The sequence below is a fragment of the Clostridium beijerinckii HUN142 genome (assembly GCF_000621745.1).
Classification (GTDB): Bacteria; Bacillota; Clostridia; order Clostridiales; family Clostridiaceae; genus Clostridium; species Clostridium beijerinckii_A.
The window spans coordinates 207,648-224,785 of sequence record NZ_KK211337.1 but is presented as its reverse complement, the minus strand read 5'-3'; the positions used below and the strand labels follow the sequence as shown (position 1 = coordinate 224,785).

Sequence of the window (17,138 nt, the reverse complement as noted above, 5' to 3'; positions counted from 1 at the left end):
CCTCCTGAATTATAACTTTACTTTTTTTATTACTTCTTCATCTGCATCTAATATAATGGTTTTTGCACCAATTTTTTTTACACAATCCCATGGAATCTCTAAAAAGTCTTTACTACTAAAGAGATTAAATTTTCCACCACTTAAATTAACTATCAAATATTTAAAGTTTCCTTCTTCATCTATTATTAAATCATTATTTAATAGATAGTCATACTTTTCACCATCATTTATATTAATAAGTTCGTATCTCTCTATATCACTTAAATATTTTACCTTTTTTTCTTCACTCATAATAAAAACCCCCTTTTAGTACTCATAAAATAATATGAGAAAAGGAGGTGTATTATTACATAATTTTTTACAAATTAATTTTACCATTATGATTTGAGTTATCATATGCTTTGGCATTCTTTAGTATTATAGAATCTAATTTGCTATATTCTACATCTTGCCCGACATATGCTGCATTTAGAACTCCTTTTTTAAAACATCTTTCTAAGACGTATTGTATATCATCTTTTCTTATATCATCTATTCTCTTTATTACTTCTTCTTGAGTTTTTATTTTATTTCTAAATAAGAATGTCTTTGCATTTGAAAACATCCTCGAACTCGTACTTTCAAGTCCTAAAATATAATTGGCTTTAATTTTCTCCTTGTTTATTTCAAGCTGCTTATCAGTTATTCCATTCTTACTAAATAGAGTAATTTCTTTTTCTATAACTTCTAGAGCTTTCTCTCCATAGTTTCTATTTAAGCCCGCATATATATTTAGCGTTCCAACTCCCTGAAATGGTTGCAAATAAGATGTTATAGAATAACATAATCCTAGTTCCTCTCTCACTTTTTGGAAAAGAATTGAAGATGCACCACTTCCAAATATATTATTAAGCAATACTAACGCGTAATTGTTTTCATCTCCATAAGGCAATCCCTCTAATCCTAAAGAAATATGGAGTTGCTCAATTTCTTTTTTTGCATATGCAGAATCAACTTGTATTATAGTTTTATTATATTCTGGCGTATATTCACCTTTACTTTTCCATCCACCAAAATATTTATTAATCAATTCCTCTAACTCTTTATCATTGAACTTACCACAAACTGATATTACAGAATTATAAGGAGTATACTTTTCACTAATAAAATTCAATATCTTTTCTCTAGTAAATGACTTCACCAATGGTATTGTTCCCAAAATTGGAGATCCTAACGACCCATTTCCAAAGCAGGCTTTTGAATGTGTATCATCTAATACATCTTCCGGTGAGTCTTCACTCATATTGATTTCTTCAATTACTACACCTTTTTCTTTCTCTATTTCTTCTGGATCAAATTTTGCATTTAAAAGTATATCTGAAAGAACATCTAACGTTAAATCTAGGTGGGTATTTAATGCCTTAATATAATAACAGGTAGCTTCCTTACTTGTGAAAGCATTAATCTGTCCTCCGACATTCTCAATATCCTCCATTATTTCTTTTGAAGTTCTTTTATCAGTTCCTTTAAAAAACATATGCTCAATAAAATGTGATATTCCATTAACTTCTGGGCTCTCATTTCTAGATCCATTTTGAACCATTACTCCAACACTGATAGAATTTAAGTGTTCTATTTTTTCTGTTACAATTCTTAATCCATTTTTAAGGGTATATGTGTTATACATTTTGTACTTGCCCTCCTTCTTAGTTAAAAAAAAGGCAATTAATTGCCCTTTATTTCTCTTCCTTATTTTCTTGTTCTAATAAAGCATCTTTTCTTGAAAGATTTATTCTACCTTGATTATCAATTTCTGTAACCTTAACTAAAATATCATCTCCAATAGATACTACGTCTTCTACTTTGTTCACTCTTTCTTTAGCTAACTTAGAAATATGAACTAATCCTTCTTTACTTGGTAAGATCTCAACAAATGCTCCAAATGTAGTTATCTTTGTAACTTTTCCAAGATAAACTTCTCCAGCTTTAACTTCTTTAGTTAATCCTTCTATTATCTTTATAGCTCCATTAACACCTTCATGGTCAGTTGAGCTTACAAATACAGTTCCATCTTCTTTTATATCGATTTTAACTCCTGTATCTTGTATTATCTTATTTATAACTTTACCGCCTGCTCCTATTACATCCCTTATTTTATCAGGATTTATGCTCATAATTTGCGTTTTTGGAGCATATAATGAAACATCTTCTCTAGGTATAGAAATACATTCGTTTATTTTATCAATTATAGTAAGTCTAGCTTTTCTAGCATCTCTTATAGCATTTTCCACTACATTAAAGCTAAAACCTTTAAGCTTAGTATCAACTTGAATGGATGTTATACCTTCTGTTGTTCCGGCCACCTTAAAATCCATATCTCCAAAGAAATCTTCTATTCCTTGAATATCAGTCAATACTGCTTCTTCACTTAAATCTTCTGAAGTTATTAACCCCATTGCAATACCAGCAGCTGGTCTTTTAATTGGCACGCCTGCATCTAATAATGCTAATGTTGAACCACAAACTGATGCTTGTGAAGTTGATCCATTTGAACTTAAGACTTCTGATACTAATCTTATTGTATATGGGAATTCTTCTTCGGAAGGAATTAATGGTTCTAAAGCTCTTTCTGCTAAAGCTCCATGACCTATTTCACGTCTACCAGGACCTCTTAAAGGTTTTACTTCTCCAACACTGTATCCTGGGAAATTATAATGATGCATATATCTTTTCGATTGAGCTTCGTCTATTCCATCTAAGATTTGAATTTCGCTAATTGAGCCAAGAGTTGCAACTGTCATTACTTGAGTTAATCCTCTTGTAAATAGTCCTGTACCATGTGTTCTAGGTAAAATTCCTACTTCACATCCTAATGGTCTGATTTGATCAAATGCTCTTCCATCTGGTCTTCTCTTATCTTTTAGAAGCATATGTCTTACAACTTTCTTTTGCATGGTATAAAGAACTTCTTTAATATCGCCCATTTTATCTGCATACTTTTCGCCAAACGCTTCATTAACTTTTTCATAAACTGCATCAACAGCAGCATTTCTTTCATCTTTTTCCATGATGTACATTGCTTCTTTAATCATGTCAGATGCAAATTCTTTAATTTCTTTTTCAAGTTCTGGATCTACAGTATATAATACTGGTTCATCTTTCTGCTTTCCAAATTTAGCTACTGCTTCTTCTTGGAATGCAATAATCTTTTGACACTCATTAAAACCATATTTAATAGCGTCTATCATAGTATCTTCTGGTATCTCCTGTCCACCAGCTTCAATCATCATTACTTTTTCTTTTGTAGCACACACTGTTAAGTGAAGAATGCTTTTTTCACGACCTTCAGTATCTGGATTTGTAACGAACTTACCATCGATAATTCCTACTTGTACTGCTGCTGTTGGAATTGTGTAAGGAATACTTGACAGGCATAATGCAAGCGATGCTGCATTAATTGCTAAGATTTCTGGCAAATTATCTTTTTCAACGGATACAACTGTAGTAACAACTTGAACGTCATTTCTGTATCCCTTTGGAAATAGAGGTCTTAGAGTTCTATCAACAGCTCTACCATTTAATATAGCTTTTTCTGATGGTCTTCCTTCTCTCTTGATAAATCCACCCGGGATTTTACCTACTGCGTATAATCTTTCTTCATATTCAACACTTAGAGGAAAGAAATCAATTCCTTCTCTTGGCTTCTCTGATGCATTAACATTAGTTAAAATCACTGTGTCTCCATAGCTAGTAAATGTTGCTGCATTTGATAACATACCTACTTTTCCGAATTCAACTTTCAATTCTCTTCCAGCGATTTCAGTCGTTAGAACGTTATTCATAATTTATGACCTCCCTTTAGGTTCATCTAATCATTAATAATTTTGTATAATTTTTCTATAATTTGTATAGTTTAAAATAATAGAGCGGAAAACTCCGCTCTAAAAATTATCTTCTTAAACCTAATTCTTTGATTAAAGTTCTATATCTTTCGATATCTTGATCACTTAAATAGTTTAAAAGACCTCTTCTTTGACCAACCATCATTAATAGTCCTCTTCTTGAGTGATGATCTTTCTTATGAACTTTTAAATGTTCAGTTAAAGATTGAATTCTTTCAGTAAGTAAAGCTACTTGAACTTCTGGTGAACCAGTATCTCCTTCGCCTCTTCCAAACTTTTTAATTATTTCTAATTTTCTTGCCTTATCCATTATAAGTGCACCTCCGTGTATTATATTAATTATCCCCTAGTTCCAAGTAAAAGATGGCACCTTACAACTTAGAATTAGGTTCCCTGTGTTATTATATCAAAAGTAACTATTATTGTAAACTATATTATTAAAGCCGACGTACAATTCTCATTTCTTGCAAAAGCTTTATCTCTTTCAAGCTGGTTCTTTAACTCTTCTAAACTATTAAATTTTTCTTCATTGCGGATTTTTTTTATAAAGCTTACATCTATTCTATCTCCATATATTTCTTTATTAAAATCTAATATATATGTCTCCACTGTTAAATTTTTACCTTCAACCGTAGGATTGTATCCAACAGATGTAATTCCTTTATATATATTATTATTTACCTTAATATTAGTATAATATACACCAATCTTAGGTAAAATGAAATTTTCATCATATTTTAAATTCGCTGTAGGAAAACCTATAGTTCTTCCAATTTTCTTTCCATGAATAATTTCGCCACTTAATGTGTAAGGAACACTAAGCATCTTATTAGCTTCCGAAACCTCACCATCTTGAATATCTTTTCTAATTCTAGTACTACTTACAACATCGTTATTATATGTACATGGATCCATAACATATAGTTCATACCCATATTCATTTTGTAATTCTTTTAGAAGTTCTACATTCCCTAAATTCTTGTATCCAAATTTATAATTAAACCCTACAACAAACCCCTTGATATTATAATTAACTATCAAAAACTCTATAAATTCCTTTGGCGTCATTTTCATAAATTCAAGATCAAATTCCTTAAAACAAACTATATCCACCTTATGATTTTCTAGAATTTTTGCTTTCCTTTCATTATCCATCAAAAGTTTTACTGAGTTTTCTTTATTTATAAGAGTTCTAGGATGGTTTTTAAATGTAAAAACCATACTTCTCCCTTTATTTTTTTTTGCAACCTCTACTACTTTATTTATTAAAGAAAGATGCCCAATATGAAGTCCATCAAAACTTCCAAGAGCTATATAATTATTAGAACTTTGAATATCTTTTGAATGTTTATCTATAATAATCATTATCCTTACTCCTAAATTAAGTCACCCGAAAAAACAGCTACATACTAGTTAAGATGCCTAAAGCAACAATTTTTCGATTTTGAATCCATCATCATCTTGTTTTCCAATTCCTATAAAAGTACCCTCGCTATCATATACCCTATATAAAACATTTTTTTCTCTTTCCTCATTTGTTAATCTCTTATCAAATACTTTAACTCCATTTACTAATAATTTAGTAAATGTGCTTTTTACTGTAATCTTAGGGTAAAAAGAAAGGGCATCCTCTATAGTCATTATATAATCTTGTATATTTTCCTTAGTTAAATCATCTATGTTTACACTATCTACCTGTTTAAAAATAGACGTTTCAGATCTATTTAATTCTGCCATAGCTGCTCCAACTTTGAGTTTTTCGCCAATATCGTAACATAAACTTCTAATATATGTTCCTTTTGAGCAAGCTACTTTCATATATACATAAGGTAATTCAATCTTCAAGTCCGATATATTAAATATCTTAACCTTTCTAGCTTCTCTTTCAACCTCAATACCTTGCCGCGCCAAATCATAGAGCCTTACCCCATTTTTTTTAAGAGCAGAATACATTGGTGGAACTTGGTCATATTCTCCAACGAAAGATATTACAGCCTCTGAAACCATATCACTTGTAATATGATCTATTTCATTTCTTTCTAATATTTCGCCTTCAAGATCATATGTTGTTGTCTTCACTCCAAGCAGAAATTTCACCTCATATACCTTATTACTATTCATTATATAATCAATAGTTTTTGTAGCTTTTCCAAGACATACCGGAAGGACTCCAGTAGCTTCTGGGTCCAAGGTTCCAGTATGACCAACTTTCTTCTCGTTAGCTAAGAACTTTATCTTTCTAACTACGTCAAAGGAAGTCATTCCTTTATTTTTGAATATATTTAGTACTCCAGTTATCTGTGAAGTTTTTGTATCTTTCATATATGAATTCTCTATTCCTTCCTTATATAAGTGAAGTTCTTACTTATTTTTCATAAGTATAGTTTATATTTTATTTTTTTATGAGCAAATCTCTTCTTTAAGTATCCTTAGCAGATTTTCTTTTGCAGCTTCTATACCTACGCCTTTTTGCATAACTCCAGCGGCTTTTATATGTCCGCCACCACCATATACTTCTGCAACTTTTCGAACATCTACATTATTTTTAGATCTTAAACTTCCTTTAACTCCATCTTCAACTTCTTTCAAAAGCATAGAAACCTCTACACCTTTAATTCCAAGGCCAACTGAAATTATATCTGAAGTATCAGTATTTTTTAAGTTAAACTTTTCTAACATTCCTTTCGGTATCTGAAGGATCGCTACTTTATTTTCTAAAGCAAGCTCAATATTAGATAACACACATCCCATTAATTTTATTTTTTCAAAGGGCTTGTTATCAAAAAGATTGCTATGAACCTTACTGTTGTCTACTCCAAGTTCTATAAGTTCTGATACTATTTTATGAGTTCTTTTAGTAACATTAGAATGCCTAAAAGAGCCTGTATCTGTCACAATTCCTGTATAAACTGCGTTCCCTATATTTATTTCAACATCAGTTCTATTCCTAAAATCAATTCCCAACTCTTCTGCTAATAAATATGATATTTCACATGTTGCAGCTGCACTTACATCTACATAATTAATAAATCCATATTCTTCATTTGAAATATGATGATCAATATTAATAACCTTGCCGTTATAATTACTTAGATCTGCGGATATTCTTTCAACATTACCACAATCTAATATTATTACAAGATCAGTACCTTCTTTAGGCTCTAAAGTATTGCCATCAATTTCATTGGCAAAAGAAAGGAAAGAGAGGTTATCAGAAATAACATCTCTTGATATAATATATGAATCCTTTCTTAAATACCTTAATGCATTTAGTAATGCCAAAGTGCTGCCTATAGCATCTCCATCTGGAGATGTATGGAATGATAACCCAATTCTTTTTGATTTTAAAATTTCTTCTTTTATTTCTTTAAGACTACTCATTACCCTTACTTATCCTTTGAATTAATTCATCCATATGCATACCATAATTTATAGAGTCATCTAATTCAATAATTATTTCTGGTGTGTGTCTTAAATTTATTTTCTGGCCTACTGATTTTCTTATAAATCCACTTGCATTTTTTAATGCTTCCAGATTATTTTTCTTTTCTTCATCATCTTTAGAAAATATGCTTACATAAACCTTAGCATATCTTAAATCTTTTGTAACTTTAACATCTGTAACTGAAATCATAGCTGTAAGTCTTGGATCTTTAACTTCATTTTGAATCAAACTACTAATTTCTCTTTTAAATTCTTCGTTAATTCTTCCACCTCTATAGTTTGCCATGTTGATCTTCACCTCTTTTAAAGTTCTTTTCTCTTAATTGCCTCCATCATGAAGCACTCAACGATGTCGCCTTCTTTTATATCGTTAAACTTTTCAACTGTTAAACCGCATTCGTATCCTGTATTAACTTCTTTTGCGTCATCTTTAAATCTTTTTAATGATGATAATGACGATTCAAAGATTACTATTCCATCTCTTATAACTCTTGTTTCTGCATTTCTTTGAAGTTTACCCTTCAAAACATAGCAACCAGCAATTGTTCCTATATTGGAAATTTTATAAGTTTCTCTTACTTCTGCTGTTCCTAATATAACTTCCTTATAATCTGGTTCAAGCATTCCTATCATTGCTGACCTAACATCATCAATTGCATCATATATAATTCTATAAGACTTAATATCTACTCCATCTCTATCAGCTTGAGCAGCTGCATTGTTATCAGGTCTTACATTAAATCCTATAACTATTGCATTAGATGCTGTCGCAAGAGTTATATCTGTTTCAGTAATAGCTCCAACGCCGCCATGAATAACTCTTACCTTTACATCATCAGTAGAAAGTTTTTCTAAAGATTGCTTTATAGCTTCAACAGAACCTTGAACATCCGCTTTTACTATTATAGCAAGTTCTTTAACCTTACCTTCTTTAATTTGGTTATATAAATCTTCTAATGATACTCTATGGTTAGCAAGTAAAGTTTCTGCTTTTAATTTATCTTTTCTGCTTTCGGCCATATTTCTAGCAGTTTTTTCATCTTTTACTTGATTAAATCTATCTCCAGCTTCTGGAACTTCAGAAAGTCCTAGAACTTCCACTGGAATAGATGGTCCAGCAGATTTTATTTTTTTACCAGTATCATCAAACATAGCTCTTATTCTACCATACGTAGATCCGACTAATATAGAATCTCCTACTCTTAAAGTTCCATTTTGAACTAAAAGACTAGCAACTGCTCCTCTACCTTTATCTAATTTAGCTTCTATAACAGTTCCAACGGCTCTTCTATCTTTGTTTGCTTTAAGTTCAAGCATTTCTGCAGTAAGTAGAACCATCTCTAATAGCTTATCAATATTAAGATTTTGTTTCGCAGATACTTCTTCACATATAGTATCTCCGCCCCAGTCTTCTGCAAGCAATCCTTGTTCAGCTAATTCCTGCTTAACTCTATCTACATTTGCTCCTGGTTTATCTATTTTATTTATTGCAACAACAATAGGAACTCCTGCTGCTTTACAGTGATTGATAGCTTCCTTAGTTTGTGGCATGATTCCGTCATCTGCAGCAACAACTAATATAACGACATCTGTGATTTGTGCACCTCTAGCTCTCATAGCTGTAAATGCTTCATGACCTGGAGTATCTAAGAATGTTATTTCTTCTCCGTTCAATTTAATAGTATAAGCACCTATATGCTGAGTTATACCACCTGCTTCTGTATCAGTAACTTTTGCTTTTCTTATACAATCAAGTAAAGATGTTTTACCATGGTCAACGTGACCCATAACAGTTACAATTGGTGGTCTCTTTTGAAGATTTTCTTCATCATCTTCTTCTATTTTTAGTACTTCCAACTCTTGAATTTCTTCTTTTCTTTCAACTAAAACTCCATATTCAGCGCATACCTTTTCTGCAGTTTCAAAATCTATTTCCGCATTTATCGCTGCCATAACTCCTGCAAAGATTAACGTTCTTATTACATCATTTGAAGGTTGTTGCAATTTTTCTGCCAATTCCTTAACAGTTATGCTTTCGCCAATTTCAATTACTTTGCCTTCAGCCTCTGCTTCAGCAGCTATTCTTGCTTCTTCTTGTTCTTCTTTTTTAGTCTTTTTCTTTTTCTTTATACCTTTGTTAAGTTGTTCAGCTAATTCATCTTCATATACGTCAACTATGCTTTTTGAATTTTCAGCATTATCACCTGATAATACTAAATCGCTTACTGATTTTCCTGCTAACAATTCTTTTATTAATTCAGCATCTTCATCTTCAATTGTACTCATATGATTTTTTACTTCTATATTAAATTCTTCCTTTAATATAGTTATTAATTCCTTTGACTCTATGTTTAATTCTTTTGCTAATTCATGTACTCTTATTTTTGACATGCAGTCACCCCCGTATTATTATCTACTCATATATTTTTTTCCTCCTCATATAACGCTAACATTCTTTTTGCTATATCGTTATCTAGAATTCCCAACAACATAATTTCTTTACGTCCAATTGGAGGTCCTAGTTGTTCTTTTGAGAAGTCTTCAATATATGGTATATTTTTTTCATTACAATGCTTTTTAAATTTATCTTTAGATTTATCTGACAAATCATTGGATATGATAAAAAGATAAATTTTAGTATTATTTCTATAATCGTCACACTTGCTATATCCTTCAAGCAAATTTCCCGATTTCTTTGCTATACTTAGAAAGTTAAAAAACTTATTCATTATTTACTTCATCCTTTAGTTTATTATAAATTTCTTCACTTATAGGAATTTCTAAATTTCTACTAAGTCTTTTTGCTTTAAATGCTTTTTCTAAGCACTCTGTGTTCTTACAAATGTATGCGCCTCTTCCCGATTTTTTACCAGTTAGATCAACACACACTTCGCCTTCTGGAGTTTTAACTACTCTTATTAATTCTTTTTTTGGTTTCATTTCCATGCAACCAGTGCACATTCTTAAAGGAATTTTCTTAACCTTCATGAAAAGCACCCCTCTATTCTTGTATTTCTTCCATTGAAGTTTCTTCATCTATCAAATCATCAACTTCAATATCATCTGAGATTTCTAATTCATTTAAATCTGTAGTTTGTTCATTTTCAATTTCAACTTCGGTATTTAGAATTCTTTCGTCTTCTTCATCTTGTGCTTCTTTTTGAGATTTACTCTTTATATCAATCTTCCAATTTGTAAGTTTAGCCGCAAGTCTTACATTTTGGCCTTCTTTACCTATTGCAAGCGATAATTGATTATCATCAACAACAACCTTTGCAGATTTATTGCTTTCATCAACTACTACACTTAACACTTTTGCAGGACTTAAAGAATTAGCTATAAATTCTTCTGGACTTTTGCTCCATTTTATTATATCTATTTTTTCGTTTTTAAGTTCATTAACTATACTTTGTACTCTTACTCCTTTTGGTCCCACACAAGCACCCATTGGATCTACTTCTTCATCGTTTGAGTATACAGCTATTTTACTTCTTGAGCCTGCTTCTCTTGAAATACTTTTAATCTCAACTACTCCCTCAAATATTTCTGGAACTTCAAGTTCAAATAATCTTTTAACCAATCCAGGATGTGTTCTTGACACATGTATTTGAGGTCCCTTATTACCATTTTTAACTTCAACTATATATAGTTTTAACTTTTCGTTGAATTTATATTCCTCATTTGGAATTTGTTCATTAGGTCCTATTATACCTTCCAATTTTCCCAGGTTTACAAAAACAATACCTTTATCTTTTCTTAATATAGTTCCTGTAATTATATCAAATTCTTTTTCTTTGTACTCATCATATATTATACTTCTTTCAGCTTCCTTAATTCTTTGAGTAACAACCTGCTTAGCAAGTTGAGCTGCGACTCTTCCAAAATTTTTAGGAGTTACTTCTAAATTTATAATATCATCAACTTCACTTTTAGGATTTAATTCTTTAGCTTCTTCTAATGAAATTTCTGTTACATCATCATACACCTCATCAACTACTGTCTTTTGAGCATATACATGTATTTCTCCTGTTTCTCTATCAATATTAACTTTTACGTTTTGTGCATTTGTATTGGCATTGGCATAATTTTTCTTATATGCTGCAACCATCGCATCTTGAATAGTTGTAAAAAGTAAATCTTCACAAATCCCCTTTTCCTTAACTAATTCTTTAAGAGCACCTACAAACTCTTCATTCATTTTTATACCCTCCTCGTTATATTTCCCCTTCTAAATTTGCTGATTTAATTTTATCTCTTGGTATTTTAATTTCTGTTTCTCCTTCTATTAGCATAGAATCCTCAGAAACATCTCTTAATACTCCTTTTACGCTTTTTACTCCATCTAGTGAACTAGTAAGCCTAATTAATACTTCGCTTCCTATGTACTTTTTAAAGTGCTCTTCTTTATATAATCCCCTATTAAGACCTGGTGAAGAAACTTCTAGATAATATGCTTCTTTAATTGGGTCTTCTACATCTAGAACCTCACTAACTCTTCTTGAAACTGCTTCACAATCATTTAATGATACTCTGCCTTCTTTATCTATATATATCCTTAAGTAAAACTCACCGTTTTCCTTAACATATTCTACATAATATAATTCACATGACAATTCTGAAACAATAGGTCTTACTAATTCTTCAATTCTTTCAATCAATACATCTTTTTTCATCTTTCTAACCCTCACTTTCATCTTTTAAAAACACATATCATATATCTATCTTATGCATTTTTAAAATTTGTAATCAAAAACGCAACTATCTTAAGTTAGTTGCGTTACAAACAGAAAGAGCGGGTAACTTCCCACTCCTTTTTTCTAGCTATTAGAAATAAATCTTCTTACATGATATCACAAACAAATTAACTTTACAAGGGATATTGCCAAATTTTAAATATCCATTCAATATTTTAATTCATAGTTCATAATTCACAATTATAAAATATATTATTTTAAAAAGATATTATCCTACAATTTTTCTATTTCTTCCATTAGAGCATCAATTAACTCTTCTTCTTTTACCTTCTTTATGATCTCACCCTTTTTAAAAATTATTCCTTCTCCTTTTCCACCAGCAATCCCAATATCAGACTCTCTAGCTTCTCCTGGTCCATTTACAACACATCCCATAACAGCGACTTTAATATCTTTTTTATAAGTTTCAAGTCTCTTCTCAACTTCTTCTGCGATTTTTATCAAATTTATTTGAGTTCTGCCGCAAGTTGGACACGATACGAATTCAACGCCTTTTTTCCTTAATCCCAATGCCTTTAAAATTTCAATTCCAACTTTTATTTCTTCAATTGGATCAGTAGTTAATGATACCCTTATAGTATCTCCTATTCCTTCTGCAAGAAGTGTTCCTATTCCTACGCTTGATTTAATTGTTCCCTTTTGAATAGTCCCAGCTTCTGTCACGCCTAAATGAAGAGGATAATCACACTTCTCTGATATCAACCTATAGCATTCTATCATCATTTGCACACTAGATGATTTTATCGATATTACAATATCATAAAAATCTAAATCTTCTAAAATTTTAACATGCCTTAAAGCACTTTCAACTAAACCTTCTGCAGTTGGCATACCATACTTTTCTAGAATGTCTTTTTCTAATGATCCAGAATTAACACCAATTCTTATTGGTATTTGTCTCTCGCTGCAAGCTTCCTTAAGTATTTTTATTCTATCTATACTACCTATATTCCCTGGATTTATCCTAAGAGCAGAAACACCATTTTCTATTGCTTTCAGCGCCAGTTTATAATCAAAATGTATATCTGCAACTACTGGAATTGGAGATCTTTTTGTAATTTCCCCTAGGCTTTCTGCATCTTCCGTGTCCAAAACTGCGCATCTTATAATATCACACCCAGCGCTATATAGCTTTTCTATCTGATTCAAAGTATTTTCCACATCTTTAGTGCGAGTATTAGTCATAGATTGTACTGTAATAGGAGAATCCCCTCCAACAAATACATTTCCAACCTTGACTTTTCTAGATTTTCTTCTTTCCATACAATGTATCTCCTCTAATTTATAGTTAATTTACAATGTAAACATCTTATATTCCGTATATTCCTCTTTTATAAAAATCTTTGTAATACTATTTTATAGAAATATTATCTTATGATCACTATAGACTATACATTGCTAAAACTATGTATAGTAAATTTGATATATTAAACTTGCATTCATATGAGAATCGCTTCAAATCGAATGCAAGTATTTATAATCACAATTTTTTTCTTATATCTAAAACTTTACAGGGAATAATATATCTTTTATTGTAACTAATATCATTAATCCTATAAGTGCAGCAAATCCTATATAATTTAACACTCCAACTATTTTATCAGGCACTTTTCTTCTAGTTATCAATTCTATAAGCAATATAACACACCAGCCACCATCTAGAGCTGGAAAAGGCAATAGATTAAAAACAGCCAGATTAACACTTAAGAAAGCAGTAAAATAAAGCAATGGCCAAATTCCAGCTTTAGCACTTTCTGCTGATATCTTAACTATTGTAAGCGGACCACCTACATCTGTCTTTAGATTAGCCTTACCTGTGAATATCATTTCTAAACCCTTAAAAGTTTGAGAAACTAACGAAGCTGTCTGATTAAAACTTTGCTTAAAACTCTCTGCATATCCCGGATTTTGAACTCTTTCAAAATTAAGTCCTATTAACAATTGTCCTTGTTCATTCTTCTTTGGTGTTACTACAACATCTTTCTTTTCTCCATTTCTTTCAATAGAAATACCCACTGGATTTCCATTTGATAATACTATTCCAGCCGAAATATTATCGTATGAGAAAGCTCTCATTCCATTTACTTTTACAATTTTATCTCCCGGTAAAATCCCTGCTTCCGAAGCTGGGGAATCCGGAGTAACACCAGTCGGAATTTTATTGGTGTATCCAAATGCATGTATAAAAAAAGTAAAAATAACTATTGCTAATACATAATTCATAAAGACACCAGCAATTATTATGCTTATTCTTCTCAACGGAGATTTTGCTGAAAAACTTCTTTCATCCTCAACACTTTCTTCTTCTCCCATCATTTTTACATATCCACCTATTGGAAACAACCTCAAAGAATATTGCGTTTCTTTTCCTTTGTTAGAAAAGATTTTCGGTCCCATTCCAATTGAAAACTCCTCAACTCTTACTCCATTAAGTTTTGCTAATGTAAAATGTCCAAGCTCGTGAACTATTATCAAAACTCCGAATGCTAATATAGCCAAAATTATATACATATTAAATCTTTCCCTCCTTAAAGTACTGCATTTTTCATTACATATTCCTTAACTTCTTTGTCTAGTTCAATAATATTTTCTAGATTTAATTCTTTATTTGCCTGATTTTCAAATACCTCCATGCATCTTTCTATTATGTCAGCTATTTGTAAAAACTTTATCTTTCTAGCTAAAAACAACTCTACTGCTGCTTCATTTGCTCCATTTAAAATAGTTGGCATAAGTCCACCTGTCTTTCCAGCTTTAAACGCTAAATTTAAAGCTTTAAAAGTATCTATATCAGGCTTTTCAAATGTTAATTGAGATATTTCATAAAAATCTATTGTATCTGCAATAAGCTTTTCTCTATTTTCATAAAGTAAAGCATATTGTATTGGTAATCTCATGTCTTGTGCTCCAAGTTGTGCAACTATACTTCCATCATTATATTCTACCATTGAATGCACAATACTTTGTGGATGAACTATGACTTGTATATTATCATACTCGCAGTTAAAAAGCCAGTGTGCTTCTATCACTTCAAGTCCTTTATTCATAAGCGTTGCGGAATCTATTGAAATTTTTCTCCCCATATTCCATTTCGGATGTTTTAGTGCGTCTTCCACCTTTATATCTTCAAGGCTTTCTAGAGTTCTTCCTCTAAACGGTCCTCCTGAAGCAGTTAAAATTATTTTCCTTAAAGTATTTATATCATTCCCCCTTAAGCATTGAAATATAGCACTGTGTTCTGAATCAACCGGGAGTATCTTTACATTATTTTTTTTAGCAGCTTTCATTACAATTTCCCCTGCTACAACTAAAGTCTCCTTATTAGCAAGTGCAATGTCTTTTTTTGCCTCTATAGCTTTCATCGTAGGCTCTAATCCTATCATTCCAACTACAGAAGTTACTACCATATCAATCTCATTTAAAGATGCTATTTTATTAAGTCCTTCTATACCTTCCAATACTTTAATTATTTTATTGTGATCATCACAATACCTCTTTATTTCATGAGCACTTACAACATCCATCATAGCTACATAATGAGGATTGAACTCCTCAATTATTTCAATAACCTTTTTTACAGACGTATTCGCTGTTACTCCTATAAGCTTTAGTTCTCCATTTGATTTTCTTATTACATCTAAGGTCTGAGATCCTATAGAACCAGTAGCCCCTAGTATAGAAATGTTTTTCATCGTTTTTTCCTCCTAAAAGCAAATCTTAATTAGTACTGATTAAAGTTTAGCTTGAAGATGAGAAGTCTCTTGGCCTCAAATAAATTATTTAAATTGGACTATAATCCTTCATTCTTCATAATTACTCAGTACTATAAATTATTTCTTTTGCTAAAATGCTATACATTGGGCCAATTAATATACCTAAAACACCAAATATTTTCACTCCTATGTATATAGATAGCAATATAACAAGAGGGTGCATATCTAATTTATCGCCTAAAAATTTAGCCTCTAGTATTTCCCTAATAACTTGCACTAGTATATACAAACATATAAGACCAAATGCAGTAAGGAAATTCTTCATTATAATATTGTATATTATAATCGGAATAAATACAATTATAGTTCCAACATATGGTAATACATCTAAAATTCCGCATACTATTCCAAGCGCAAAAAAGTTCGATACCCCAAGTATAAAGAAACCCATTATTATCTCCATAGTTGAAATTATGACTAAGATTCCCTCTATTCCTATCATTTGAGTAAAGTTTTCTTTTTGATCCCTAAATCTTATCATCATTTCCTTCGGAAGTAACATAGAAATTAATCCTAAGATTTTTGACTTATCAATCAATATGAAAAAAGCGCATATATTTCCTATAAAATAAGCTAAAACACTGTCCCCAGTATTCACTGCTCCCCTTCTTATATTCTGATCATTAATCATAGATATTACACTCTTTCCAATCTCTAAGTTGTTAAAATTTACATTTAATGCAACTGAAATATCTTGAATAAATTTCTCTATCCACTCTAAATTTGTTAAATACAATTTTCTAATTATATAAAAAATTTCACTTCCCAAATATATTGTCACAAGTATTATAATAATATTAACAGTAATAATGCTTAAAGCACCCGCAATCTTACTTGGCATTTTAGCCTTAATCATGATTTTGTATATAGGAGAGCATACTATAATTATTATAATCATGGATAAAAAAGGCTTAAAATAATATTTTATAAAAAAGGTTCCTATTAATACAAATACGAAAGACAATAAAAGTGAGAAAAGTTTCTTATAAGTCTTAAAAATATTCTTCACCTCACTAACTTAATAATTATTAATATTTGTATATTATATGCCAAGTGTACTCTATTAAAAACTTCATAACTTAACTTATATAAAAAAACCGTGAATTATTTATAAATTTAAAGTTATCGTAATAACTTTTATAAGAAATAATAACTTCACAATTTTATAAAATTCAATATATATGCTGAAATAATAGATTATTTACATTTAAGATAATTGTTAACTTGACAGTTAATTAAGAATAGAATCCCGAAACTTAATTGCATCATATATAAATAAATTTAAA

Annotated in this window: 17 protein-coding genes; all 17 read right to left on the bottom strand. The window is 30.7% G+C overall.

What is annotated here, in order from left to right; translation table 11 throughout:
- Window positions 1-9: 9 nt before the first annotated feature.
- The 17 genes from T483_RS0124725 to T483_RS0124645 all read right to left on the bottom strand — a co-directional run bounded on the left by T483_RS0124725 (window position 10) and on the right by T483_RS0124645 (window position 16,861).
- Window positions 10-291 carry a YlmC/YmxH family sporulation protein gene (locus T483_RS0124725; protein WP_026889232.1) on the bottom strand — a complete coding sequence of 94 codons (282 nt, stop codon included), beginning with the start codon at window positions 289-291 and terminating at the stop codon, window positions 10-12.
- A 67-nt stretch (window positions 292-358) separates the two neighbouring features.
- Window positions 359-1,666, bottom strand: coding sequence for a M16 family metallopeptidase (locus T483_RS0124720; protein WP_026889231.1), 1,308 nt, complete (start codon window positions 1,664-1,666; stop codon window positions 359-361).
- Window positions 1,667-1,715: 49 nt separating this feature from the next.
- On the bottom strand, window positions 1,716-3,821 hold the full coding sequence (locus T483_RS0124715) for a polyribonucleotide nucleotidyltransferase (RefSeq protein ID WP_026889230.1): 2,106 nt from the start codon (window positions 3,819-3,821) through the stop codon (window positions 1,716-1,718).
- 106 nt (window positions 3,822-3,927) lie between these two features.
- The gene (gene rpsO, locus T483_RS0124710) at window positions 3,928-4,191 is read right to left on the bottom strand and encodes a 30S ribosomal protein S15 (protein ID WP_026889229.1); all 264 of its coding nucleotides are present in this window, start codon (window positions 4,189-4,191) and stop codon (window positions 3,928-3,930) included.
- 119 nt (window positions 4,192-4,310) lie between these two features.
- Window positions 4,311-5,246 (bottom strand): bifunctional riboflavin kinase/FAD synthetase, encoded by a 936-nt coding sequence (locus T483_RS0124705; RefSeq protein ID WP_026889228.1) that lies wholly within the window; start codon window positions 5,244-5,246, stop codon window positions 4,311-4,313.
- 57 nt (window positions 5,247-5,303) lie between these two features.
- Window positions 5,304-6,203 (bottom strand): tRNA pseudouridine(55) synthase TruB, encoded by a 900-nt coding sequence (gene truB, locus T483_RS0124700; protein WP_080697147.1) that lies wholly within the window; start codon window positions 6,201-6,203, stop codon window positions 5,304-5,306.
- A 78-nt stretch (window positions 6,204-6,281) separates the two neighbouring features.
- Window positions 6,282-7,262 (bottom strand): DHH family phosphoesterase, encoded by a 981-nt coding sequence (locus T483_RS0124695; protein WP_026889226.1) that lies wholly within the window; start codon window positions 7,260-7,262, stop codon window positions 6,282-6,284.
- On the bottom strand, window positions 7,255-7,611 hold the full coding sequence (gene rbfA, locus T483_RS0124690) for a 30S ribosome-binding factor RbfA (protein WP_026889225.1): 357 nt from the start codon (window positions 7,609-7,611) through the stop codon (window positions 7,255-7,257). Before rbfA ends, T483_RS0124695 begins: the two co-directional genes overlap by 8 nt.
- A 17-nt stretch (window positions 7,612-7,628) precedes the next feature.
- Window positions 7,629-9,716, bottom strand: a complete 2,088-nt coding sequence (gene infB, locus T483_RS0124685) for a translation initiation factor IF-2 (RefSeq protein ID WP_026889224.1) — start codon at window positions 9,714-9,716, stop codon at window positions 7,629-7,631.
- Window positions 9,717-9,742: 26 nt separating this feature from the next.
- Window positions 9,743-10,054 carry a ribosomal L7Ae/L30e/S12e/Gadd45 family protein gene (locus T483_RS0124680; protein WP_026889223.1) on the bottom strand — a complete coding sequence of 104 codons (312 nt, stop codon included), beginning with the start codon at window positions 10,052-10,054 and terminating at the stop codon, window positions 9,743-9,745.
- Window positions 10,047-10,313: an RNase P modulator RnpM gene (gene rnpM / locus T483_RS0124675; RefSeq protein WP_017210732.1), complete on the bottom strand. Its 267-nt coding sequence runs from the start codon at window positions 10,311-10,313 to the stop codon at window positions 10,047-10,049. Before rnpM ends, T483_RS0124680 begins: the two co-directional genes overlap by 8 nt.
- 13 nt (window positions 10,314-10,326) lie before the next feature.
- Entirely contained in the window at window positions 10,327-11,523 is a 1,197-nt protein-coding gene (nusA, locus tag T483_RS0124670) for a transcription termination factor NusA (protein WP_026889222.1), read from the bottom strand.
- Window positions 11,524-11,539: 16 nt separating this feature from the next.
- Window positions 11,540-11,998: a ribosome maturation factor RimP gene (rimP, locus tag T483_RS0124665; RefSeq protein ID WP_026889221.1), complete on the bottom strand. Its 459-nt coding sequence runs from the start codon at window positions 11,996-11,998 to the stop codon at window positions 11,540-11,542.
- 294 nt (window positions 11,999-12,292) lie between these two features.
- Window positions 12,293-13,342 carry a flavodoxin-dependent (E)-4-hydroxy-3-methylbut-2-enyl-diphosphate synthase gene (ispG, locus tag T483_RS0124660; RefSeq protein ID WP_026889220.1) on the bottom strand — a complete coding sequence of 350 codons (1,050 nt, stop codon included), beginning with the start codon at window positions 13,340-13,342 and terminating at the stop codon, window positions 12,293-12,295.
- A 237-nt stretch (window positions 13,343-13,579) separates the two neighbouring features.
- On the bottom strand, window positions 13,580-14,590 hold the full coding sequence (rseP, locus tag T483_RS0124655) for an RIP metalloprotease RseP (protein ID WP_026889219.1): 1,011 nt from the start codon (window positions 14,588-14,590) through the stop codon (window positions 13,580-13,582).
- Between the two features lie 17 nt (window positions 14,591-14,607).
- Window positions 14,608-15,771 (bottom strand): 1-deoxy-D-xylulose-5-phosphate reductoisomerase, encoded by a 1,164-nt coding sequence (dxr, locus tag T483_RS0124650; protein ID WP_026889218.1) that lies wholly within the window; start codon window positions 15,769-15,771, stop codon window positions 14,608-14,610.
- A 121-nt stretch (window positions 15,772-15,892) separates the two neighbouring features.
- Window positions 15,893-16,861 carry an AI-2E family transporter gene (locus T483_RS0124645; protein ID WP_026889217.1) on the bottom strand — a complete coding sequence of 323 codons (969 nt, stop codon included), beginning with the start codon at window positions 16,859-16,861 and terminating at the stop codon, window positions 15,893-15,895.
- Window positions 16,862-17,138 lie beyond the last annotated feature (277 nt).